Source organism: Pseudomonas sp. CFBP13508 (assembly GCF_005233515.1).
Classification (GTDB): domain Bacteria; phylum Pseudomonadota; class Gammaproteobacteria; order Pseudomonadales; family Pseudomonadaceae; genus Aquipseudomonas; species Aquipseudomonas mercuritolerans.
Map to the genome: position 1 here is coordinate 1 of NZ_QFZZ01000010.1, position 24,459 is coordinate 24,459.

Below are 24,459 nucleotides of genomic sequence, written 5' to 3' on the forward strand. Positions count from 1 at the left end.
CCCTCCCTCGATGATCAGTCGAGAACTATCGCTCCTGACGGAGCGTTAGTCGAGATACAAGGAGCTGCCGAAGGCTGCGATCTTTTAGCGGCTCAGATACATCCGCGTCGTCAGCAGATAAACCGGCAACCCCGAGACCACAATCAACAACGCCGCATAAGGCGCCGCCGCCGCAAACTCGACATTCGCCGTATGCGCCCAGACTTCGGTCGCCAATGTATTGAGTCCGGTTGGGCTGAGCAGCAACGTTGCCGTCAATTCCTTCATCGCATCAAGAAATACCAGCGCAAACGCTGCGCCCAGTGCCGGGAAAATGATCGGTAAGGTCACCCGGCAAAACGCGGTGAACGACGATGCGCCTAATGTCCGCGCCGCTTCTTCCAGCTGCGGTGCAGCCTTGTTCAGCGCAGTGCGGATCGGCGCCTGCGCCAATGGCAGGAACAGCAGCGCATAGGCGATCAGCAGCAAGCCCGACGTCTGATACAGCACTGGCACGTAATGCAGGGCGAAATACACCAGCGTCAACGCAATCACCAGCCCCGGCAGCGCGTGCAACAGATAAGGCAGGCGTTCGGCCCAGATTGCCAATCGGCCTTTATAGCGCACCACCAGCAACCCGACCGGCACCGCCAGCACCAGGCACAGCGCCGCACCGCCCAATGACAATGCCAGCGATGACAACAGCGCCTCGGTGATCGCCGCTACCGGGAGCGCCGCCGACGAACCGACCGCCAGCCAGTAGGCCAACATCCCCAACGGAATGCCGCTGCCGATAATCGCCAGCAACAGGCAATACAACTGACCTGCCGCCGCCCATGGCCCAAGCTTCACTTGCTCAGCCTGTCGCGCCGCGCCTTGGCCGGTGCGCACATGCCGGCCCTTGCCACGCACCCGCAGCTCCAGCCACAACAGCAGCAGACACAGCGCCAGCAACACCGCCGAAAGCATCGCGGCGTTGGCATTGCTGAATTCCAGTTCGAATTGCTGGTAGATCGCCGTGGTGAAGGTTTGCAGGCCGATGATCGACAGCGCGCCGAATTCCACCAGCATGTGCAGGGCAATCAGCAGCGAACCGGCCAGCAGCGATGGCCACAGCAGCGGCAGGGTGACGCGGAAAAATACGCCCCAGCGATTCTGTCCCAACGTGCGGGCGGATTCTTCGAGGGAGGGATCGAGATTGCGCAGGGTCGCCGCTACTGGCAGGAAGATCAGCGGATACTTCGACAGGCTCATCACCAGAATCGCCCCGCCTAGGCCTTCGAATTGCGCGCTGAGCGAGACCCAGGTGAAGCTGCTGACAAACGCCGGCACCGCAAACGGCAGGCACAGGATCACGCCCCACAGGCGCCGCCCTGGCAGATTGCTGCGCTCCAGCAGCCACGCCAGCGACAGACCTATCACGGCGCAGGTAACCGTCACGCCGACCATCAATGCCAAGGTGTTGCGCAGCAGGCCAAACACATACGGGCGCCACAACAGGTGCAGCGCCTCGGCCCATCCGGCCTGCCAGGCTTTCAGTCCGACATAGGCCAGTGGCAGCAGGCTCATGACCACCAGTAGCAACACCGGCAGCACCAGCCAGATCGACGGACGTTTGCGCCTTGGTACATAACCCCCGCGCGCGGCGGGGGCCGATAACGATGCTGCCATCAGTTCAGGCCAACTTCGCGTTCCAGTTCCAGCGCTTCTTCAGCGTTGCCCAGATCCGCCGGGGTGACGTTCGGCGCTTCCAGTTCGCTGAACGGCTTGAGGCCGCGATCCGATTCCATGCCTTTGTGCAGCGGGTATTCAGCGGTGGTCTGAGTGATCACGCGCTGACCTTCTTCGCTGGCCATGAAGGCGAGGAATTGCTGGGCTTCTTTTGGATGTTTGCTGGATTTCAGCACGGCAGCACTGGACACGGTGATCAGGCCGCCAGCGTCGCCGCCGGTGAAGTAATGCAGTTTGGAATCGAGCTTGCCTTTCTCGCGTTGCAGGGCGAACCAGTAGTAGTTGTTCACCAGCACGGTAGCGACTTCGCCGTTTTCCACAGCTTTGAGCGCGACCATGTTGTTGCTGTAGGTCTTGCCGAACGCGCGCAGGCCGGTCAGCCATTCTTCGGCAGCGTCACGCCCGTGCAGTTTGATGATTGCTACAGCTTGTTCCTGGAAGGCGCCACTGGTCGGGACGAAGCCGACCTTGCCCTGCCACTGCGGCTCGGAAAATTCCATTACCGATTTCGGCAGATCTTTTTCATCGATCAGTTTCGGATTGAACGCGACCACGCGGACGCGGGCGGTAACGCCAATCCAGGTACCGTTGGCGGCGACGTATTTTTCCGGCAAAACCGCTAGGGTGGCGTCATCGGCCTTGGCCAGCAGACCCTGTTCGCCGAGGTTGTTCAGCGGCGGCGACTCTTCGGTGTAGATCACATCGGCGGGCGAGCGGTCGCCTTCTTCGATGATCTGGCTCGCGAGCTGGTTGCTGCTGCCTTTGCGCACGTTGACGTGAATGCCGGTCTTGGCTTCAAAAGCCTTGGCAATCGCGTCGCCGACTTCCTTGTGCTGGCCGTTGTAGAGAGTCAGGGAAACCGCATCGGCAGCCTGGGTGAGGGGAGTGGCGAGTGCCAGGCCGAGGAGGGTGAAGGTCAGGCCTCGGCGCAGGGTATTTCGAAACGTCATTCGCAGGGTTCCTCACTGTCGCATTGCAAAAACTTGCAACAATGATAAACGATATTGTTTCTCAAGTGCGCCTTGTGCGGGGCAAGGTGATCGGGTAGGAGCTGCCGAAGGCTCGGGCCGCGTTCGACGATCTTTTGATCTGCCTCCTGCGAGTTACGGGGAAAAGCAAGATCAAGAGATCGCAGCCTCGTTGCACTCGTCAGCTCCTACACGCTCCTGCGGGACCTGCGGAAATTCAGGAAGCCAGAAACGCAAAAACCCGCTTTCGCGGGTTTTTGTGAAATCCAAGGCCTGAACCTTGAATTTGAATTGGTGCCCAGAAGAAGACTCGAACTTCCACGACCGTAAGGTCACCAGCACCTGAAGCTGGCGTGTCTACCAATTTCACCATCTGGGCAATCATCGCAAGCGTTGCCGCTGTTGATGTGGCGCACTATACGGAGGCCTTTTTGATCTGTAAACCCCTGATTTGGTTTTAATAAATCAGTGTGAACAAAAGCTTTCCCGCAAATGCAAAAAACCCGCTTTCGCGGGTTTTGTGTGAGTGTTGAAACTGATCTAGTCTCAAACTCGAAATTGGTGCCCAGGAGAAGACTCGAACTTCCACGACCGTAAGGTCACCAGCACCTGAAGCTGGCGTGTCTACCAATTTCACCACCTGGGCATCATCGAAAGCGCTTGTGCGTCGTCGATGGCGCGCACTATACGGAGCGTCTTTTTAACTGTAAACCCCTGCCGCAGAAAAAACTGAATTTTTTTACCAGCGGCGTTCAAAACGGTGTCGGAGCGTCGATACAAGGCCTTGCACAGCCTTATAGAAGCGGAAATTTCCCGTTTCCCGGCGCCTATGCCAAACTAACCCGTATATAGACAAGGTGAAAACTCTCTAATGGCCGATTGGCAGTCCCTCGATCCCGAGGCCGCTCGTGAAGCGGAAAAATACGAAAACCCTATTCCCAGCCGCGAACTGATCCTGGCGCACCTCGCCGATCGGGGTTCGCCTGCTGCCCGCGAGCAACTGGTCGAAGAGTTTGGTCTGACCACAGAAGACCAGATCGAGGCCCTGCGCCGCCGCTTGCGCGCCATGGAGCGCGACGCTCAACTGATCTACACCCGCCGGGGCACTTATGCGCCGGTGGACAAGCTCGACCTGATTCTCGGCCGCATCAGCGGTCACCGTGACGGTTTCGGCTTCCTGGTGCCGGACGACGGCAGCGACGACCTGTTCATGAGCCCGGCGCAAATGCGTCTGGTGTTCGACGGTGACCGCGCGCTGGCCCGGGTTTCCGGGCTCGACCGCCGTGGTCGCCGCGAAGGCGTGATCGTTGAAGTAGTGTCCCGCGCTCACGAAACCATCGTTGGCCGCTACTTCGAAGAGGGCGGTATCGGTTTCGTGGTTGCCGACAATCCGAAGATCCAGCAGGAAGTGCTGGTGACGCCGGGGCGCAACGCCAACGCGCAGATCGGTCAGTTCGTCGAAGTGAAAATCACCCACTGGCCAACGCCGCGCTTCCAGCCGCAAGGCGATGTGGTCGAAGTGGTCGGCAACTACATGGCGCCGGGCATGGAAATCGATGTTGCCCTGCGCACTTACGATATTCCGCACGTCTGGCCTGAAGCGGTTGTGAAAGAAGCCGCCAAGCTCAAGCCGGAAGTCGAAGAAAAAGACAAAGAGAAGCGCATCGATTTGCGCCATCTGCCGTTCGTCACCATCGACGGCGAAGACGCCCGCGACTTCGATGACGCGGTCTACTGCGAAGCCAAACCGGGCAAGCTGCGCCTGTTCTCCGGTGGCTGGAAGTTGTACGTGGCGATTGCCGACGTTTCCAGCTACGTGAAGATCGGCTCGGCGCTGGACAACGAAGCTCAGGTTCGCGGCAACTCGGTGTACTTCCCCGAGCGCGTGATCCCGATGCTGCCGGAGCAGCTGTCCAACGGCCTGTGCTCGCTGAACCCGCAAGTCGATCGTCTGGCTATGGTTTGCGAGATGACCATCTCCAAGTCCGGCGAAATGACCGACTACTGCTTCTATGAGGCGGTGATCCATTCCCACGCCCGTCTGACCTACAACAAGGTCAGCGCGATGCTGGAAACGCCGAAGGCGACCGAAGCGCGCAAATTGCGCGGCGAGTACACCGACGTCGTGCCGCACCTCAAGCAGCTCTACGCCTTGTACAAAGTATTGCTGGCTGCCCGTCACGTGCGTGGCGCGATCGATTTCGAAACCCAGGAAACCCGGATCATCTTCGGTTCCGAGCGCAAGATTGCCGAAATCCGTCCGACTGTCCGTAACGATGCGCACAAGCTGATCGAGGAATGCATGCTGGCGGCCAACGTGGCCACTGCCGAATTCCTCAAGAAGCACGAAATTCCTGCGCTGTATCGCGTTCACGCCGGTCCGCCGCCAGAGCGTCTGGAAAAACTGCGCGCGTTCCTTGGTGAGCTCGGTCTGTCCCTGCACAAAGGCAAAGACGGTCCGTCGCCGAAGGATTATCAGGCTTTGCTGGCGAGCATCAAGGATCGTCCGGATTTCCACCTGATCCAGACCGTGATGCTGCGCTCATTGAGCCAGGCGGTGTACAGCGCTGAAAACGACGGCCACTTCGGCCTGAATTACGAAGCCTATACCCACTTCACCTCGCCGATCCGTCGTTACCCGGACCTGCTCACGCACCGGGCAATTCGCAGCGTGATCCATTCGAAACAGGATACCCCGCACGTTCGTCGTGCCGGTGCGATGACCATTCCCAAGGCGCGCATCTATCCGTACGACGAAGCAGCGCTGGAGCAGCTCGGCGAGCAGTGCTCGATGAGCGAGCGCCGTGCCGACGAAGCGACCCGCGACGTGGTGAACTGGCTCAAGTGCGAGTTCATGAAGGATCGCGTCGGCGAGTCGTTCCCGGGCGTGATCACCGCCGTGACCGGTTTTGGTCTGTTCGTCGAACTGACCGATATCTATGTTGAAGGCCTGGTACACGTCACCGCGCTGCCGGGTGATTACTACCACTTCGATCCTGTGCATCACCGCCTGGCGGGCGAGCGCACCGGTCGCAGTTTCCGTCTCGGCGACACCGTTGAAGTACGCGTCATGCGCGTTGATCTTGACGAGCGCAAGATCGACTTCGAGATGGCCGAGAAAACCATCAGCGCGCCGATCGGTCGCAAGAAACGTGGCGCCGAAACCGCTGCGCCTGCTGCCAAGGCTGCGGAAGAAAAGGCTCCAGCGAAAACCGCCAGCCGTCGTCCGGCCAAGGAAAAGGTTGCCGAAGCCTATCGCCCGAGCGATGCCGTGGCGAAAAACGCTGAACTGCGCAAAAGCCGTGAATTGAAGAAGGCCTTGCTGGCCGATGCGAAAAACGGTGGTAAAGCGGCGTCCGGGGGAAAGACCGGACGGTCGGCGCCTGACAGGGCGACCGACGGCAAGCCAGCCAAGCCAAGCAAACACCGTAAGGGCCCGCCAAAAGCGGGTTCCGCTCCAGCCAAGAGTGGCGGGGCGCGTAAACCGAAGGCGAAGTCATGAGTCAGTTGGAAAAAATCTACGGCGTTCACGCGGTAGAAGCGTTGCTGCGTCACCATCCCAAGCGCGTCAAGCAGATCTGGCTGGCGGAAAGCCGCAACGATCCGCGCGTGCAGACGCTGGTCGAGCTGGCCAATGAAAACCGTGTTCAGGTCGGCCAGGCCGAGCGCCGCGAAATGGACGCCTGGGTTGAAGGCGTGCACCAGGGCGTGGTCGCGGAAGTCAGCCCGAGTCAGGTCTGGGGCGAGGCGATGCTTGATGAGTTGCTCGATCGCACCGAAGGCGCTCCGCTGCTGCTGGTGCTCGACGGCGTGACCGATCCGCACAACCTCGGCGCCTGCCTGCGTTCGGCCGATGCGGCCGGTGCGCTGGCGGTGATCGTGCCGAAGGACAAGTCGGCCACGCTGACGCCGGTGGTGCGTAAAGTTGCCTGCGGCGCGGCGGAAGTGATTCCGCTGGTGGCCGTGACCAACCTGGCTCGCACTCTGGAAAAACTTCAGCAGCGCGGTTTGTGGGTTGTCGGTACGGCCGGTGAAGCCGAGGTCAGCATTTATGACCAGGACCTCACCGGCCCGACCATTCTGATCATGGGCGCTGAAGGCAAAGGCATGCGCCGCCTGACCCGCGAGCACTGCGACTATCTGGTGAACCTGCCGATGGCCGGCAGTGTCAGCAGCCTCAACGTCTCGGTCGCCACAGGCGTGTGCCTGTTCGAAGCCCAGCGCCAGCGCGGCGCAAAAGCCAAGGCTGCCGCAAAAAAATAAGCTTTACTGCGAGGCCTGTAGGAGCTGTCGAGTGCAACGAGGCTGCGATCTTTTGATCTTGCTTTGAAAAAAATCACAGTCAAAAGATCGCAGCCTTCGGCAGCTCCTACACGGGTCGCCCGGTGGTTGTTCAAATAATCACCAATTGCCTTGCGCCCCCGCAGTCCCTTCTCTACAATTGCGCCCCTTGCTGTGACGGCAGGCACGCATGTGCCCCGTGCCAGCAAGTCCATAAGTGTCATTCACTCCTTGTCTGACCGTTTTTGAGCGGCAGGCTACAACCCGTAAGGAGCATTCATGCGTCATTACGAAATCATCTTTCTGGTCCACCCGGATCAGAGCGAGCAAGTCGGCGGCATGGTTGAGCGTTACACCAAGCTGATCGAAGAAGACGGCGGCAAAATCCACCGTCTGGAAGACTGGGGCCGTCGTCAACTGGCCTACGCAATCAACAATGTTCACAAGGCTCACTACGTGATGCTGAACGTTGAGTGCACTGGCAAGGCCCTGGCCGAGCTGGAAGACAACTTCCGCTACAACGATGCAGTGATCCGTAACCTGGTCATCCGTCGCGACGAAGCCGTTACCGGCCAGTCCGAGATGCTCAAGGCTGAAGAAAACCGCAGTGAGCGCCGTGAGCGTCGCGACCGTCCTGAGCACGAAGGCGCCGAAGGCACCGACAGTGATGACAGCGACAACAGCGATAACGCTGACGAGTAATCCACGGACCTTATTAAGGAGCCTATCAAATGGCACGTTTCTTCCGTCGTCGTAAATTCTGCCGCTTCACCGCTGAAGACGTGAAAGAGATCGACTACAAAGATCTCAACACTCTGAAAGCCTACGTATCCGAGACCGGCAAAATCGTTCCAAGCCGCATCACCGGTACCAAAGCTCGTTATCAGCGTCAGCTGGCCACCGCTATCAAGCGCGCCCGCTTCCTGGCCCTGCTGGCCTACACCGACAGCCACGGCCGCTGAGACCGGGCAGTCGACAAGTAGCAAAGGATTGAATGCATGCGCGCCTTAGCTGAGTTCATCATGCGAGGCCGAATGCAGGCCACTCTCGTGGTGGCCGGATGTGCAACATTGCCGTTGTTGTATTGGTTGGGTGCTGCCGCCGGGAGCCTTGTGCTGCTGCGGCGCGGATTGACGGACGCCCTGGGCGTTCTGTCACTGGGACTGCTGCCGGCCTTGATCTGGTGGCTGTATGCCGACGACCCACGGGCACTTCTCGTGCTGCTGGGGTCTTCGGGGCTTGCGTTGGTTTTGCGCGCAAGCGAATCCTGGGTCCGCACGCTGCTGGTCAGCGTAGTGATCGGAGTGGTGTTTTCAGTGGTGCTCGGGGTCGCGTTTGCGGCCCAGATCGAGATGCTCGCACAGGCCCTTATAAAGGTCATGCCGGCACTTCTCGGTGAGACCTACAAGCAATTGTCGGTCGATGAGCAAGCGCGTTTTGCGTCCCTGATTGCACCGGTCCTGACCGGACTGATTGCGGCCTTGTTGCAGATCGTCAGCGTGCTGAGCCTGATTGTCGGGCGGCATTGGCAGGCGTTGTTGTACAACCCGGGTGGTTTCGGTCGCGAGTTTCGCGCCATCCGCATCCCGCTGGGGCCGGCGATGTTACTGCTGGCGTTGATGCTTCTGGGCCCGAATCTCGGTGCACAGATGGCCATGTTGACGCCGTTGTGCAGTGTACCGCTGGTGTTCGCCGGGCTGGCCCTGATTCACGGGCTGGTCGGGCAGAAGCGACTGGCCGGTTTCTGGCTGGTGGGGTTGTACGTCACGCTGCTGTTGTTCATGCAGCTGATCTATCCGTTGCTCGTGGTTCTGGCCATTGTCGACAGCCTGATTGATTTTCGCGGTCGTCACGTGTCGAAAGACACCGACAGCGCGAACGGTGAAGGTTAAAAGTTAGAGGATTTTCACATGCAACTGATCCTTCTGGAAAAAATCGCCAACCTGGGCAACCTGGGCGACAAAGTAAACGTTAAGGCCGGTTACGGCCGTAACTACCTGCTGCCTTTCGGCAAGGCTACCGCTGCGACCGCTGCCAACCTGGCTGCGTTCGAAGAGCGTCGCGCCGAGCTGGAAAAAGCCGCCGCAGACCGTAAGGCATCGGCTGAAAGCCGTGCTGCCCAACTGGCCGAGCTGGAAGTGACCATCACTGCCACCGCTGGCGACGAAGGCAAGCTGTTCGGTTCGATCGGTACTCACGACATCGCTGACGCACTGACCGCCTCCGGCGTTGAAGTGCAGAAGAGCGAAGTTCGTCTGCCGAACGGCACCATCCGCAACGTGGGTGAATTCGACGTGGCTGTGCACCTGCACGCCGAAGTTGAAGCCACCGTACGCGTTGTCGTGGTAGCAGCTTAAGCAACACGGATCGGCTGGCGGCTTGTCCGTCAGGCGGTTAACATCGGGCACGATCCTGTTTACAGGTCGTGCCCTTTGTCTTTCTGAATTCCCTGCTTTTCACTAATACTCAAGTGGCCATGAACGATATCTCCGCTCCCGAGCAATACGATCTGCAAACCGCTGCCCTGAAGGTGCCGCCGCATTCCATCGAGGCTGAACAGGCTGTACTCGGTGGTCTGATGCTGGACAACAACGCCTGGGAACGCGTGCTCGATCAAGTCTCCGACGGCGATTTCTATCGACATGACCACCGTTTGATTTTCCGCGCGATCGCCAAACTGGCCGATCAGAACTCGCCGATCGACGTCGTGACCCTTGCCGAGCAATTGGACAAGGAAGGCCAGACGTCGCAAGTCGGCGGCCTTGGTTATCTCGGCGAACTGGCGAAAAATACCCCGTCCGTCGCCAACATCAAGGCCTATGCGCAGATCGTCCGCCAGCGCGCGACGTTGCGCCAACTGATCGGTATCAGCACCGAGATTGCCGACAGCGCCTTCAACCCCGAAGGCCGCACCGCGGAAGAAATCCTCGACGAAGCCGAACGGCAGATCTTCCAGATCGCCGAAGCGCGGCCCAAGACCGGCGGCCCGGTCGGCGTCAATGAGCTGCTGACCAAGGCCATCGATCGCATCGACACGTTGTTCAACACCGCCGACGCCATCACTGGCCTGTCCACTGGCTACACCGACCTCGATGAGAAGACCAGCGGCTTGCAGCCGTCCGACCTGATCATCGTTGCCGGCCGTCCGTCGATGGGTAAGACCACCTTCGCGATGAACCTGGTGGAAAACGCCGTGTTGCGCAGCGAAAAAGCGGTGCTCGTTTACTCGCTCGAGATGCCAGGCGAATCGCTGATCATGCGTATGCTCTCTTCGCTCGGCCGAATCGACCAGACCAAGGTGCGTTCCGGCCAACTCGAAGACGACGACTGGCCGCGCCTGACTTCGGCGGTCAATCTGCTCAACGACCGCAAACTGTTCATCGATGACACCGCTGGTATCAGCCCGTCGGAAATGCGCGCGCGGACCCGGCGTCTGGTGCGTGAGCACGGCGAGGTCGGCCTGATCATGATCGACTACCTGCAACTGATGCAGATTCCCGGTTCCAGCGGTGACAACCGCACCAACGAGATTTCCGAGATCTCGCGATCCCTGAAAGCCCTGGCCAAGGAATTCAACTGCCCGGTAGTTGCCCTGTCGCAGCTCAACCGTTCCCTGGAACAGCGCCCGAACAAACGCCCGGTGAACTCCGACTTGCGCGAATCCGGAGCGATCGAGCAGGACGCCGACGTGATCATGTTCGTTTATCGCGACGAGGTGTATCACCCGGAGACCGAGCACAAGGGCATCGCCGAAATCATCATCGGCAAGCAGCGTAACGGCCCGATCGGTTTCATTCGGCTGGCGTTCATCGGCAAATACACGCGCTTCGAAAACCTCGCGCCGGGCAGTTACAACTTCGACGACGACGAATGACAACTGGCCGGGTCATGCCGGCCAGTTGCCCCTCTGTTTCAGCGGTTATTCAGTTTCAACTGCTGCCGTTTCGGAATTTTGCATCGCATATTCGCTGAGTTCCTGCCGGCTCAGGGTTGTGATCAACTCCGCTTCCTTGATTGCCAACTCGGCTTGCAGCGACATCGATTGTGCCTTGTAGTCGACGAATGAAAGCTCACTGGCCGAATGCGCATCATCTAGCGTCGCCTGGCGCGTCTGGAAGGGATCGCGTTGTGTTTCAAACTGCGACCGGTACTTGTGCGTGATGAACTCCTGCCAGAACTCTCTGGCCACCAGTGCCTGAAACTCTTCCGGCGAATTATCCTGCGCGATCACCTTTTCATACGCGGCATTCAGTTGTGCCTCCGACACGTCCGCCAATCGGGCGAAGCCCATCCGTTCCGGCTGTCCCGGCAGTTGCAGACGATCCTTCAGGCGAAAGCGATAGAACAGCCGCACTTCGATTTCTTCGGGTACGCGAGGAGGCCCGAACACTCGTGCCTCCTCAGGTGTTCTGGACGCGGCGATGCGGGCTTCACGCTGGGCGATATCCGCTGAGGCAATCTTGTCGACCTCATGCAGACGGAACAGGGCCTTGGACAATGCCGACAGTTGTTTGCCTTGTGCCTCGTCACGGGCCTGGGAGCGGGCCTTGTGCGCGAGGGTCAGCACTTCCAGATTGGTGAACGTGAACGCCGCCCGGTCACAACATGCCGGGTCGCCCGCGCGGTCCAGTACTTCCCGGCGCAAATGTTCGGATTGAGCAGTGTTTTCCGTGATGCTGTCGATCAGGTTCCAGACCCTGCGTTGCAGGTCAGGGTGGCTGGCGGGCTCGCTCAGCAGGCGGTCAATCGTGTTGAACAGCCCATCGGAACCTTGCTCATCGCGCACGGTTTGCCATTGCTGTCGTCTTGTGGCGACTTCGGTGGCTGGCAACCCGACGGTCCAGCGCGTCATGGTGTCCAGCAGGAGGGCCCTGATGTTCGGCATGTTCATGCTCAGCCCTGTGTCGATCAGATTATTCCTGCCACTCATGAACATGCCGGCGGCTGCGAGGCGCCCGGCATATTCGACCAGACGGGCGCGGGACTGGTTGTTCAACTGGTTGAAGCGGATATTGGTTACATCGTTGACTTGGAACGGCACCGCGTCAAAGACGAAGTCCGGAATTTGCTCAATGCGGTTATTGCTGAGGTTGACGGTGTCCAGGGAGGGCTGTGCGCTGAGGCCGACAGGAAATTCCGAAATGCCTGTGCTAGCCAGATTGACCGAACGCATGTCGGGGATCCGACTGAAGTCCGGGACGATGCCAAGTTGCCGGTTGTTACTCAGCCATAGCGCTCGCAGGGTGGTGCGTTCCGACAGGATCCGTGCCGTATCGACGGTCAGGGATATTTCATTGTGCTGCAGGAACAGTTTGGTCAGCCCGTTCATTTGGCCAATGGCCGGGGGCAGTACGCGCAATTGGTTTTTGGAAAGATCCAGCCAGCGCGCGTGCCTGAAACGGGTAAGGAAGCCTTCGGGCGAAGCACTCAAGTGCATATCGCGGAGCTTGACCGAACCCACATGGCTGAAGTCCGCGTCGATATCCGGGAGGCTTGGCAGGTTCAGACCGCTGAGGTCCAGCTCCAGGCCTATACTGGTCCCGTCAAATGCCGTCTGCTGCGGTGTTTCCTGCCGCCAGCAGTTGATGATCCGGTCTCGCGCCGTGGTCCGGTCAGCTCGGTTTTCGGCATTGAGCATGAGTTGGTTGGCAGGAATATAACCTTGACGGTTACCTCCCCCGGAAAATACCCATGCGTCGAGCTGCTGGTTCAAAACCGCGAACTCGCGTTCGAGCTGACTCAGCCTCGTGCCCACGGTGCCAGGCTCGAGGCCCCACAGGTATTTGCGGCAGTCGTTGATGCTTTTGGCTGGATAGAGGCGGTGGTAGCGTTGCGCCCGCGATTTGTCATGGTCGAAGGCTGAAGGGTGGACCGGGGTCATCAACTCCGGATGTGCTGTGTTCAGGCGACGCCAGTAACCTTCGAATTTCCTCACATAGCTGGAGGGAATGCCGGGATTGCTTGTCAATAACGTGACATTGTTGATCCGCGCAACAGCGGCGAGTTGATCGGCGGGCGGGTTGAGGTGGGCCTCGGGAACGTCGGTTAAAAGGTTGCTGCCCAAATCGACGCCAGTCAAAGCGGTCTTGTTCAGCAGTCCGAGCGGCCAGCGGGAGATCTGCGCATGACTCAGGTTCAGCGTGGTCAAGCCTGACATGGCGCTGACGTCCGGCGTTATCTTCAATGGATTGTGCGACAGGTTCAGATGGGTCAATCGGTTCAGGCCAGCGATTGTCGCGACGGCTTGCGCATCCAGTTCAATCTGGTTGGAACCCAGATTCAACCAGGTGAGCGTTTGCATTTGACTGAGCATCGTCGGTGGCTTGTCGAGCGTTGAATTTCCAATGCTCAGGTGCTGCAGATGGCTAAAGCCGGACAGGAAAGTATTGGCGGCCGGCGACCACTCCACCCCGATCAGTGTCAGTTTGCGCACGTGTCCGAAGTCTGCGCTCAGGTCCGGCAGCATGGATTGTTTGTTGCGTATCCCGACCAGACCGAGGTAATCGAGCGTCAGTGTCGTTTGCGTCTGGTCAAGCCAGCATTGCCTGATCGCCGTCGCAGTCTCGAGTGCCCGTTTGCGTTGGCCGGCGTTGCTCAGCAGTGCACAGGATTGCTTGTAGGCATCAAGGCTCGTGTCCAACTGAGCAAACGCTTCGCTGCGCCGAGTCAGCACCGCGTCTGTATCGTCGCCCAGCCCCATGATGAATTTCTTCGCGCCGGCCACGTCCAGATGCGCATACAGATTTCGCGTCCGGTCAATGACGCCAATGCCTTCCTTGAGCCTGAAAGCGCCTTCCAGAGCGCCAGCGGCCCACTCGGCTTTCCTGGCCTCCGCCTGCAGCCAGAAGCGCTCGAACTTCTGCCAGTAATCGGCGGGGAACGCATTGTTCTCCAGCAGGATGTGACGGTTGATATGGACAATGGCTTCGAACTGGTCGTCCGCTGGGTTCAGATGCTCGGCGGGCACCTCTTGCAGCTTGTTATGGCGCAAGTCGATCTTTTTCAGAGCGGTCAGTCCCTTCAGGCCGGTCGGCCAGCCCTCGATGCCTGTGGCGCAAAGGTCCAGCTCTTGCAAGTTGGACATCGCGCTGAAATCGGGCAACTTGCCCAAAGGGTTTTTCGTCAGGACAAGGACCTCCAGGTTTGCCAGGCTGCCGAGTGCGGCGGCGCTGGCCTCATCAAGCTGGAGCTTGTTGGTGCGCAGATTCAGCTCGGTCAGGTTGTGCATTTGGCTGACGGCTGCCGGCAGTTTTTCCAGGCCCGAGCGGGTAATTTTCAAACTCTGCAGGCCGCTAAAGCCGCTCAAAAAGGTTTCTGCAGCAGGCGACCACGCCACCGAGTCCATTTCCAGAAAACGGACATGGTTGAAATCCGCTCTCAGGGCAGGCAACGGTGCGTGACTGAGGGGAAAACGCAATTGCGTCGTTTCTTGACTCCAGCAGCGTTTGATTCCGTTAGCGACGGTATTTGCCCAATTGGTGACAGGCCCTTGCGCTGAAGGAACGGTCAGATGCTTGTGTGTCGCTGTCCACGCCTGCAGGTCTTTTTCCAGGTTGCTGTACTCGGTCTCCTTCGTGGTCAGTCCGCCGTCGACGTCGTCACCCAGCGTTCGAAGGAAGGCTGCAACCTGTTGATCGTCGAACGATGGATAGAGTTTTCGTACCCGAGCCTCGGGTCGGCTCGAACGGTGGGTGAACGCGAAGAAGCGCTCTGCCAGACTTCGACGAGCGGACGGATTCCGCTCTGCCCGCCGCATCCCGCCGGCGCCCCCGGTGCTGACACCGACCCAGCCCTCGCTTGGGTCCAGCACAATCGCTTGCGAGCGACCCGGTCGTGAGGCGACGTAGTGATTGTCCGCATCGACGGCCACCGGATCTTCGGCTCTGACGATGCGCATCACCTGCGACCAGGGCGTCGAGGCATCGAGATCTTGCAGTACCTGATACGCGTGATTGTCGATCACGGCGTAGAGCTTTCCTTCAAAGCGATGCAGACCGTCGCTGTCGCCTATGGCGCTGCTGAAGTCCAGTGCAGTGCGAAAGTCCTCCAGGCGGGTCGCTGACAGGGCAAACGTGGTTGGCTGCGAGTGCTCGAATGCATGCCACAGCCCGTCGTCGGGGTTTCGCAGCATCGCCGGCCCTGTGGGCGTCAATTCGCTCGCCAGCGTGGCCCGCCAGAGACCGCTCTGCGATTCCTTGCCAACCTGCACTAAGCCGCCATCGGCCAGCTCTACGTACTGGCGGCCCTTGAACAATCTCAAACCCTCGGTATTGGCAGCGGGCAGGCTGGGTGTAAGGGAGAGTCGATAGTGTTCCAGCGATCGGTCGCCGAGATCAACGCTATCCTGTCCTGACCGGGTGGGGTGCACAGTAACGGTCGGAGCCAGACCGATTGCGTCAGCGTCAGCGCTGCCTGTGGTACTGCCCGGCCGTGGTGGTGTAATCAGCGTTTCGGCTTCCAAGCCAGGTCGCAGGGTTATGTCAGGGCGTAGCGCGGGTGGATCCACTGGCGTATCCGGCCGCAAATGGACATCGACGGTGGTGTTGCCTTTGGTGGCTATCTTGATTGGCATGTCTTTACATTCCTTGTAGAGGTTGCCTGGCAGCACTCGGCATCCGGTGCTCCCCGGCTGTTCGGCATCATTGCCTGAGAGGTATCACTGACCGGCTCTTGAGGTGAGCCTTGGCTGCTGCTTCGAGCTGGTTGATGGCCCGGGATTGGCGAGGGGAGTAGCGTTCGCGGCCATGTCGAAAACTCTCTGCGCCGTGCGCCCGTCGAAATGTTCGCGCCAGATGGTGACGTGTTCGCGCCCCGCCCGTTCTTCCCGGCGTTGTGAACTGATGCCCCGCGCGCTTTGCTGGAGGGTTTTCAGATGGGCGCCGCGCACGCTGAAGTTCAGCTCTGGCGTGTCCGGTGCCGGATAATGGAAATGCGCGTGCCAGAGCTCTCTGTCGTCAGTGGCATCTCTGATCGAGTAAAGGTCCAGATACTCGCTGTTCTTGCCCTTGCCTCTGCGTAATCGCTGGTGGGTTTTGCGCACGTTGACCCGCGCGTGATCCATCAGATAAATCAGCCGGTCAACGCACAGAAAGTTTTTGTCCTTGTAGATCCGTATGCGAATGTTTTCGCCCGTGTCGCGCAGGCGTTGACTCTCCTGCCGAAGTCGTTGGATGAGGGCGGGGGCCCGGGCATCGATGGTTTCGAAGCGCTGAAGATCAAAAGCGGTGTCGTCCAGCTCTTTGGCCCGTATTTCGAGCGTTTCTACAATATTGTCGGGATGGTATTTCGACTTTTCCTGATTGACGGCGGTCACCACGCAGGATTCGGATTGCTGCAAATGCCGATTGGCTTCGCTGATCAGCGTGGAAAGCTGTTTGTGCTGCAACGTCTGCGCCGGGCGCCATTCGCCGTCTCTGCGCTCATAGATCTGTCCGGGTTGTTTCGGATCAAGCAGGTTTTTGACGCTTATGACTTCCTCACCCCGCGTGGTCCGTCGTGCCTCGCCGAAATGAATTTTATAAACGCCATGCTTTTTTGCGCGAAAGAGTCGCCAGTGTATGGTTTTTGGACCCGTTGCGGCCTGTGGCGGAATGAAGTCAAAGTCAATCGGCAGTTCATGAGCTGTCAGCGCGGTTCTGTCGGGCTGGGCGTGGTAAATATGGGTCAGGCGGTTTTCCAGAGTTTGCTCAAACGCATGGATTTCTGCATTGATTTCATTGCGTGAAGTGGCCTGCAAATCTCCGTCTGGCAGGTCAAGCCGTTCATACCGGTCGCGGATAGCGGCGCATTGCTGCGACAGGTCACGTAGCACAGCAGGGTGTGAGGGAGGCGCAAAGGTGTCGAGCGCTCCGTAGACGAAAGTCATCTGACCAAACTGGACGGCCAGTTCAGAGGCCTGAGGGGTATCCCCGCTTGATCGAGGATTGTCCAGCAGCAAGCTTTTGGTCAGGACCCAGGAGGCAACTACGTCATGAGTATCCATCGGTGAAAGAACGTCCTGGCCCAGATCATCTGCCGAAACTTTCCATTTTTTCAGCAGTTTGTCGGCAACGAGCTGACGCTTTTTCATGCGCTCCAGCAATCTGCTGAGGAAAGTGACCGTATGTGGCAGCCTTTCCGGGTCGAGATCGAGCAACGGTCCTTCCAGTGCGCGGCGCGACAGGCCACATTCTATGAGTTGCTGGTAGGCGAACATTTGTTCTTTTTGCAGCGCAATCATTTCGTTTCTGTACTGGTCGTCCGTCCTGATGTTCTTGATGACGGACTTTTTGCTCTCATAGTATTCCAGTGCCTTGCCAAGCCGCTTCAGGTCCCTTTCGCTGTGCATTTCGCGATCAACAAGTGCGGTTAATTCACCTGCGGTTTTCCCGGCAGGTTCTGCCTCCAGACCCTTTGCAGTCAGCCATGCGGATATAAGCTTTTGCCGTTTCTTTTGAGCTTTCTGGCTCCCCCGCTTTATTCGCTCCAGTTCAGAAGACACTTCGAAACGCTCCAGGGCGACACTCAGCGGTTCTGTAGTCTTTTTTGGCATGCCCGCTGCACCGTATACGATGGTTCCCTGCCAGCCGTAGCGGGAGTCAAAGGCGATGGGTTCCGATCTGCCGGGGCGCGATGCCACGTATATATTGTTCTCAGCGGTCGCGACCGGATCGTCGGCGCGAACGATGCGCATCACTGCCCTGCGCGGCATTGAAGCTTCGAGATCGTGCAAGACTTGATAGGCGTGATTGTCAATCCGTGCGTACAGCTTGCCGTCAAAACGCAAGAGCCCATCGCTGTCCGGGGCGACCGTGCTGAAATCCAGATCGGTGCGAAACGCTTCCAGTCGCGTGGCGGATAACGGGTAAGTCATTGGCGAAGAGGTTTCGGCCGGTTGCCAGAGGCCGAGGTCGGCGTCGAGCTGCAACAGTGGCCCGGACGGATACAATTCGCTGGGCAGCTTCGCCCGGTAACGGCCGGCCGGGTCCAGACCCACCTGCACGGTGCCGCCCTCCGGCACTTTGACATAGTGACGGCCGCGGAAAGTCGAAATGCCCCGGTGGTCGGCGGCAGGGACAACCATGAGCGGATTGATCCAGTAATCCTTCAAAGGGCGTTCGCGCACGGTCGGGTCCGGCCATGAAGCAACTACCGCCCTGACCGATACCGGCGGTGGCAGGGAAATAATGCGATGAAGTCCGGCATCGGTTGCCGTGGGCGCTGGCGGCGTCGGGCGCGTGGGGATTCTCGGCGTCGGCCCGCCGTCGAAGTGCGGTGTGAAACCGGACCTGATTGGCGAGTCATAAAGGCGCGGTGGATGAACCGAGACGGTCGTCGTGCCTCTGCTTGGCGGTTTGGATGGCATTGCCTGTCTTCCTTCAATTTTCACGCCGCGCTACCCCCGATGGGAGTGCGACAGGCGGGCGGCTTCCTTGCCGTTTCGTGCGTCGTGCGTTCAACAAAAACGCGTAATGTGTGGCGGGTTGGCGGCGCGAGAGCAGCGCACAGAGAAACCGACCACCGTCGTCGGAATTGGTCAAAATTTGTGCTATATTCCGCGCCCGCGATTTTTCACTTCAACACCGGTCGTCGACATGCAAGCAGCCAAGCCGTTATTTGACTATCCAAAATATTGGGCCGAATGTTTCGGGCCAGCGCCATTCCTGCCGATGAGCAGGGAGGAGATGGATCAGCTCGGCTGGGATTCGTGCGACATCATCATTGTTACCGGTGATGCCTACGTCGATCATCCGTCGTTCGGCATGGCGATCATCGGCCGGCTGCTGGAGTCGCAAGGCTTCCGCGTCGGGATCATCGCGCAGCCGAACTGGCAGTCCAAAGACGACTTCATGAAGCTCGGCGAGCCGAACCTGTTCTTCGGCGTCGCGGCGGGCAACATGGACTCGATGATCAACCGCTACACCGCGGACAAGAAAATCCGTTCCGATGACGCGTACACGCCCGGCGGCATGGCCGGCAAGCGTCCGGATCGCGCCAGCCTGGTCTACAGCCAGCGCTGCAAGGAAGCCTACAAGCACGTGCCGATCGTGCTCGGCGGCATCGAAGCCTCGCTGCGCCGCATCGCTCACTACGACTATTGGCAGGATCGCGTGCGCAACTCGATCCTGATCGACGCCAGCGCCGACATTCTCCTGTACGGCAACGCCGAGCGCGCGATTGTCGAAGTTGCCCAGCGCCTGTCGTGGGGCCACAAGATCGAAGACATCACCGATGTGCGCGGCACCGCGTTCATCCGTCGCGATACGCCGCAGGGCTGGTACGAAGTCGACTCTACGCGCATCGATCGTCCGGGCAAGGTCGACAAGATCATCAACCCGTACGTGAATACCCAGGACACCCAGGCCTGCGCCATCGAGCAAGAGAAAGGCCCGGTCGAAGATCCGCAGGAAGCCAAGGTTGTGCAGATCCTGGCCAGCCCGCGCATGACCCGCGACAAGACCGTGATCCGCCTGCCGTCGATGGAGAAGGTGCGTAACGACCCGGTGCTGTACGCCCACGCCAATCGCGTGTTGCACCTGGAAACCAACCCGGGCAACGCCCGTGCGCTGGTGCAGAAGCATGGCGAGCTCGATGTCTGGTTCAACCCGCCGCCGATTCCGATGACCACCGAAGAAATGGACTACGTGTTCGGCATGCCTTACGCCCGTGTGCCGCACCCGGCGTATGGCAAGGAGAAGATCCCGGCCTACGACATGATCCGTTTCTCGGTGAACATCATGCGTGGCTGCTTTGGCGGCTGCACCTTCTGCTCGATCACCGAGCACGAAGGACGGATCATCCAGAACCGTTCCGAAGAGTCGATCATTCGCGAAATCGAAGAGATCCGCGACAAGGTCCCAGGCTTCACCGGGGTCATTTCCGACCTCGGCGGCCCGACTGCGAACATGTACCGCATCGCCTGCAAGAGCCCGGAAATCGAATCCGCGTGCCGCAAGCCGTCCTGCGTGTTTCCCGGTATCTGCCCGAACCTGAACACCGACCACTCGTCGCTGATCCAGCTGTATCGCAGCGCCCGTGCCCTGCCGGGTGTGAAAAAGATCCTTATCGCTTCCGGCCTGCGCTACGACCTCGCCGTCGAGTCGCCGGAGTACGTCAAGGAGCTGGTGACCCACCACGTCGGCGGTTACCTGAAGATCGCCCCGGAGCACACCGAGGAAGGTCCGCTCAACCAGATGATGAAACCGGGCATCGGCAGCTATGACAAGTTCAAGCGCATGTTCGAGAAGTACACCAAGGAAGCGGGCAAGGAGCAGTACCTGATTCCGTACTTCATCGCCGCCCACCCGGGCACCACCGACGAAGACATGATGAACCTCGCCCTGTGGCTCAAGGGCAACGGCTTCCGCGCTGACCAGGTGCAAGCGTTCTACCCGTCGCCGATGGCCACCGCCACGGCGATGTACCACTCGGGCAAGAACCCGCTGCGCAAGGTGACGTACAAGAGCGACGGCGTGACCATCGTCAAGAGCGAAGATCAGCGTCGTCTGCACAAGGCGTTCTTGCGTTATCACGACCCGAAAGGCTGGCCGATGCTGCGTGAAGCGCTGATCCGCATGGGCCGCGCCGATCTGATCGGCCCGGGCAAGGATCAACTGATTCCGGCGCATCAGCCGGCCACCGACAGCTACCAGAGTGCCCGTCGCAAGAACTCGACGCCGGCCGGCAGCCACAAGGTCGCCAAAGAGAAGACCACCAAGATCCTCACCCAGCACACCGGTTTGCCGCCGCGTGCCAGTGATGGCGGTAATCCGTGGGACAAGCGTGAACAGGCCAAGGCTGCGGCATTCGCCCGTAACCAGCAGGCGGCCAAGGAACGCAAGGATGCGGCGAAAGGCAAAGGGCCGAAGCCGACACGCAAGCCGGTCGTGCCGCGCTAAACACTGCTTGAGCTGAACAGAACGCCAACCTTCGGGTTGGCGTTTTGCATTTCAGGCCTCAGGAAATGAGTTGTTGCCGCTGGCCTCTTCGCGAGCAGGCTCGCTCCCACAGGGGAACGCATTGCACATGTGGGAGCGAGCCTGCTCGCGAAAGCGTCCGATCAAACACCGCAAGAATCAGCGTTCGCAACATTTGCGTGCAACTGAGTCCAAGCATTTCCTCGCATCGCCCGGTTTTGGTGCTGTACTGCCTTGAGCATTTCGCGAAAGCGCGCAAGCCTGTGCATGGCATAAGTCTTGCGCGCTTTCCCATACGCCCAAGGCTCGCAGGAGGCACGCCGTGTCGATTCATGTCGCATTGCATCACGTCACGCATTATCGCTACGACCGCGCTGTCGAACTCGGCCCGCAGATCGTCCGCCTGCGCCCGGCGCCCCACAGCCGCACGCGGATTCTTTCCTATGCGCTGAAAGTCTCGCCCGAGCAGCATTTCATCAACTGGCAGCAGGACCCCCAGGGCAATTACCTGGCACGTCTGGTGTTCCCGGAAAAAACCGCAGAGCTGCGCATCGAAGTCGATCTGGTCGCGGAAATGGCGGTGTTCAATCCGTTCGATTTCTTTCTCGAACCGTACGCCGAGCGAATCCCGTTCAGCTACGCCGCCGATGAGCGCAAGGAGCTGGCGCCATACCTCGAAACCCTGCCGTTGACGCCAACGTTCAAGGCTTACCTGGACAGCATCGACCGCACGCCGCTGCCGGCGGTGGATTTTCTGGTGGCGCTCAATCAGCGCCTCAGTGAAGACATCGGCTACCTGATCCGCATGGAGCCCGGCGTGCAGACCCCGGAGCACACACTGCAACACGCCTCCGGTTCCTGCCGTGATTCGGCATGGTTGCTGGTGCAGCTGTTGCGCAATCTCGGTCTGGCGGCGCGGTTTGTTTCCGGCTACCTGATTCAACTGACCGCCGACGTGAAAAGCCTCGACGGCCCGTCGGGCACCGAAGTCGACTTCACCGACCTGCACGCCTGGTGCGAGGTGTATTTGCCAGGTGCCGGCTGGATTGGCCTTGATGCGACGTCCGGGTTGTTCGCCGGGGAAGGGCATATTCCGTTGGCGTGCAGTCCCGATCCGTCCTCGGCGGCACCGATCAGTGGTCTGGTCGAACCTTGCGAGACACAGTTCAGCCACGAAATGTCGGTCGAGCGAATCTGGGAAGCGCCACGAGTCACCAAGCCCTACACCGATGAACAGTGGCGGGCGATCCAGGCACTGGGGCGGCAGATCGATGCCGACCTGCTTGAAGGCGATGTGCGCCTGACCATGGGCGGCGAACCGACCTTCGTCTCCATCGACGACCCGGACGGCGCCGAATGGAACACTGCCGCGCTGGGGCCGGACAAGCGTCGGCTGTCCGCCGAACTGTTCCAACGCATGCGCAAGCAATACGCGCCGCAGGGGCTGGTGCATTTCGGTCAGGGCAAGTGGTATCCCGGCGAGCAGTTGCCGCGCTGGTCGCTCAATTGTTACTGGCGCCGCGACGGTCAGCCGATCTGGCACAACGACGCGTTGATCGCCGACGAGCAGCAGGACTATGGCGCCGACGGCGAACTGGCCGGACGCTTTCTGGCCAGCGTCGCCGAGCGCCTGAAGTTGCCTGCACGCTTCGTCTTCCCGGCCTACGAGGATCTTCTCTATTACCTCTGGCGCGAGGGCGCGTTGCCCGGCAACGTCAGCGCCGAAGATTCGCGTCTGGAAGAGCCATTGGAGCGCGCGCGATTGCGCAAGGTCTTCAGTCAGGGCCTGAACAAGGTGATCGGTCAGGTGCTGCCGCTGGCGCGCACGGCCAAGGGCGATCAATGGCAGAGCGGGCGTTGGTATCTGCGCGATGAGCACTGTCGCTTGGTGCCCGGGGATTCGCCGCTGGGTTACCGCTTGCCGCTGGCGTCGCAGCCGTGGGTGAAAGCGGCGGAATATCCGTTCATCCATCCCAACGATCCGAATCAGGACTTCGCTGAACTGCCGGATGCCGCGCAGCTCGGTGTGCACGGCGAACCTGCTGCGCTGGATGAGCGCGTGCCGGAAATCGATGAGTCCGCTGACTGGCTGACCCGTACCGCATTCTGCGCCGAGGCCCGCGAAGGGCGGCTGTATCTGTTCATGCCGCCGCTGGAGCGGGTCGAGGATTATCTGGAACTGGTCTCGGCCATTGAGGCCACTGCCGAAGAATTGCATTACCCGGTGCTGCTGGAAGGCTATGAACCACCGATTGATCCGCGCCTGAGCAATTTCCGTGTCACTCCGGACCCGGGCGTGATCGAGGTCAACGTGCAGCCATCGGCGAGCTGGGACGAGTTGGTCGAGCGCACCGAGTTTCTCTACGAACAGGCACGGCAAACCCGCCTGACCACCGAGAAGTTCATGATCGACGGGCGCCACACCGGCACCGGTGGCGGCAACCATTTCGTCCTCGGCGGCGCGACACCGGCGGACTCACCGTTTCTGCGGCGGCCGGATCTGCTGCGCAGTCTGATCAGTTACTGGCACAACCATCCTTCGCTGTCGTACCTGTTTTCCGGCCTCTTCATCGGCCCGACGTCCCAAGCGCCACGGGTCGACGAGGCGCGTAATGACGCCTTGTACGAACTGGAAATCGCTTTCGCGCAGATGCCGGAACCGGGCGAGGAATGTGCGCCGTGGCTGGTCGATCGACTGTTGCGCAATCTGCTGATCGACGTCACCGGCAATACCCATCGCGCCGAATTCTGCATCGACAAACTGTATTCACCGGACGGCGCCACCGGGCGTCTTGGCTTGCTGGAGTTGCGCGCTTTTGAAATGCCGCCCCATGCGCGCATGAGTCTGGCTCAGCAGTTGCTGCTGCGGGCGCTGGTCGCGCGCTTTTGGCGCGAGCCTTATACGCCGGCGAAACTGGCACGCTGGGGCACCGAGCTGCACGACCGCTTTCTGTTGCCGCACTTTATCGAAGAGGATTTCGCCGACGTCATCGTCGAACTCAACAACGCCGGCTACCCGTTGCGCGCGGAGTGGTTCGCTGCGCACCTGGAGTTTCGTTTTCCCAAGGTCGGTGACTACGCCGTCAATGGCATCGAGCTGGAGCTGCGTCAGGCGCTCGAACCCTGGCACGTGCTGGGCGAGGAGGGCTCAGCGGGCGGCACGGTGCGCTACGTCGATTCATCGCTGGAGCGCTTGCAGGTCAAACTCAGCGGCTTGCCGCCACAACGTTATTTGCTGACCTGCAACGGCGTCGCGGTGCCGTTGCACCCGACCGGGCGGGTGGGTGAGTTTGTCGCCGGGGTGCGCTTTCGAGCCTGGCAACCAGCCAACTGCCTGCATCCGACCATACCGGTGCACGCGCCGTTGGTGTTCGACCTGCTCGATACCTGGATGGGGCGTTCGCTGGGTGGTTGCCAGTACCACGTCGCCCATCCCGGTGGGCGCAATTACGAGACCTTGCCGGTCAATGCCAATGAAGCGGAGAGCCGGCGCATGGCGCGGTTTTTCCGCCTCGGACACACGCCGGGGAAACTTCCCGTACCCAAGGTTGAAATCAATGACGAGCTACCGATGACCATCGACCTGCGCCGTTACTAGAGCCTAC

General features: G+C 59.9%; 13 protein-coding genes and 2 tRNA genes. 9 read left to right on the forward strand and 6 right to left on the reverse strand.

What is annotated here, in order from left to right:
* Window positions 1-84: 84 nt before the first annotated feature.
* The 4 genes from PspCFBP13508_RS23585 to PspCFBP13508_RS23600 all read right to left on the reverse strand — a co-directional run bounded on the left by PspCFBP13508_RS23585 (window position 85) and on the right by PspCFBP13508_RS23600 (window position 3,324).
* Entirely contained in the window at window positions 85-1,650 is a 1,566-nt protein-coding gene (locus PspCFBP13508_RS23585) for an iron ABC transporter permease (protein ID WP_137215844.1), read from the reverse strand.
* Window positions 1,650-2,660: an extracellular solute-binding protein gene (locus PspCFBP13508_RS23590; RefSeq protein ID WP_016771941.1), complete on the reverse strand. Its 1,011-nt coding sequence runs from the start codon at window positions 2,658-2,660 to the stop codon at window positions 1,650-1,652. The genes PspCFBP13508_RS23585 and PspCFBP13508_RS23590 overlap by 1 nt, the downstream gene beginning before the upstream one ends.
* Window positions 2,661-2,970: 310 nt before the next feature.
* Window positions 2,971-3,057 (reverse strand) — tRNA-Leu (locus PspCFBP13508_RS23595).
* A gap of 180 nt (window positions 3,058-3,237) precedes the next feature.
* Window positions 3,238-3,324: transfer RNA gene (locus PspCFBP13508_RS23600), tRNA-Leu, on the reverse strand.
* 225 nt (window positions 3,325-3,549) lie between these two features.
* Here PspCFBP13508_RS23600 and rnr point away from each other — a divergent pair.
* The 7 genes from rnr to dnaB all read left to right on the forward strand — a co-directional run bounded on the left by rnr (window position 3,550) and on the right by dnaB (window position 10,833).
* Entirely contained in the window at window positions 3,550-6,180 is a 2,631-nt protein-coding gene (gene rnr / locus PspCFBP13508_RS23605; RefSeq protein WP_024011371.1) for a ribonuclease R, read from the forward strand.
* Window positions 6,177-6,941: a 23S rRNA (guanosine(2251)-2'-O)-methyltransferase RlmB gene (gene rlmB, locus PspCFBP13508_RS23610; RefSeq protein WP_024011372.1), complete on the forward strand. Its 765-nt coding sequence runs from the start codon at window positions 6,177-6,179 to the stop codon at window positions 6,939-6,941. Before rnr ends, rlmB begins: the two co-directional genes overlap by 4 nt.
* Window positions 6,942-7,238: 297 nt before the next feature.
* Window positions 7,239-7,661, forward strand: coding sequence for a 30S ribosomal protein S6 (rpsF, locus tag PspCFBP13508_RS23615; protein ID WP_016771938.1), 423 nt, complete (start codon window positions 7,239-7,241; stop codon window positions 7,659-7,661).
* A gap of 29 nt (window positions 7,662-7,690) precedes the next feature.
* The gene (gene rpsR / locus PspCFBP13508_RS23620; RefSeq protein WP_002551829.1) at window positions 7,691-7,921 is read left to right on the forward strand and encodes a 30S ribosomal protein S18; all 231 of its coding nucleotides are present in this window, start codon (window positions 7,691-7,693) and stop codon (window positions 7,919-7,921) included.
* A 36-nt stretch (window positions 7,922-7,957) separates the two neighbouring features.
* Window positions 7,958-8,851 carry a hypothetical protein gene (locus tag PspCFBP13508_RS23625; RefSeq protein WP_016771937.1) on the forward strand — a complete coding sequence of 298 codons (894 nt, stop codon included), beginning with the start codon at window positions 7,958-7,960 and terminating at the stop codon, window positions 8,849-8,851.
* 18 nt (window positions 8,852-8,869) lie between these two features.
* Window positions 8,870-9,316 (forward strand): 50S ribosomal protein L9, encoded by a 447-nt coding sequence (gene rplI, locus PspCFBP13508_RS23630; RefSeq protein WP_003221136.1) that lies wholly within the window; start codon window positions 8,870-8,872, stop codon window positions 9,314-9,316.
* Between the two features lie 119 nt (window positions 9,317-9,435).
* On the forward strand, window positions 9,436-10,833 hold the full coding sequence (dnaB, locus tag PspCFBP13508_RS23635; RefSeq protein WP_039756905.1) for a replicative DNA helicase: 1,398 nt from the start codon (window positions 9,436-9,438) through the stop codon (window positions 10,831-10,833).
* 45 nt (window positions 10,834-10,878) lie between these two features.
* On the opposite strand, the gene PspCFBP13508_RS23640 is transcribed toward dnaB, so the two are convergent.
* Together PspCFBP13508_RS23640 and PspCFBP13508_RS23645 are read right to left on the reverse strand one after the other, a co-directional pair.
* Window positions 10,879-15,531 carry an NEL-type E3 ubiquitin ligase domain-containing protein gene (locus tag PspCFBP13508_RS23640; protein WP_241669545.1) on the reverse strand — a complete coding sequence of 1,551 codons (4,653 nt, stop codon included), beginning with the start codon at window positions 15,529-15,531 and terminating at the stop codon, window positions 10,879-10,881.
* 84 nt (window positions 15,532-15,615) lie between these two features.
* A complete protein-coding gene (locus tag PspCFBP13508_RS23645) occupies window positions 15,616-18,303 on the reverse strand; it encodes a hypothetical protein (protein ID WP_137215845.1) in 2,688 nt (895 codons plus the stop codon).
* A gap of 229 nt (window positions 18,304-18,532) precedes the next feature.
* Here PspCFBP13508_RS23645 and PspCFBP13508_RS23650 point away from each other — a divergent pair, with 229 nt between their 5' ends.
* Together PspCFBP13508_RS23650 and PspCFBP13508_RS23655 are read left to right on the forward strand one after the other, a co-directional pair.
* On the forward strand, window positions 18,533-20,836 hold the full coding sequence (locus PspCFBP13508_RS23650) for a YgiQ family radical SAM protein (protein ID WP_016771932.1): 2,304 nt from the start codon (window positions 18,533-18,535) through the stop codon (window positions 20,834-20,836).
* 340 nt (window positions 20,837-21,176) lie between these two features.
* A complete protein-coding gene (locus PspCFBP13508_RS23655) occupies window positions 21,177-24,452 on the forward strand; it encodes a transglutaminase family protein (protein ID WP_137215846.1) in 3,276 nt (1,091 codons plus the stop codon).
* The last annotated feature ends 7 nt before the right edge of the window (window positions 24,453-24,459 follow it).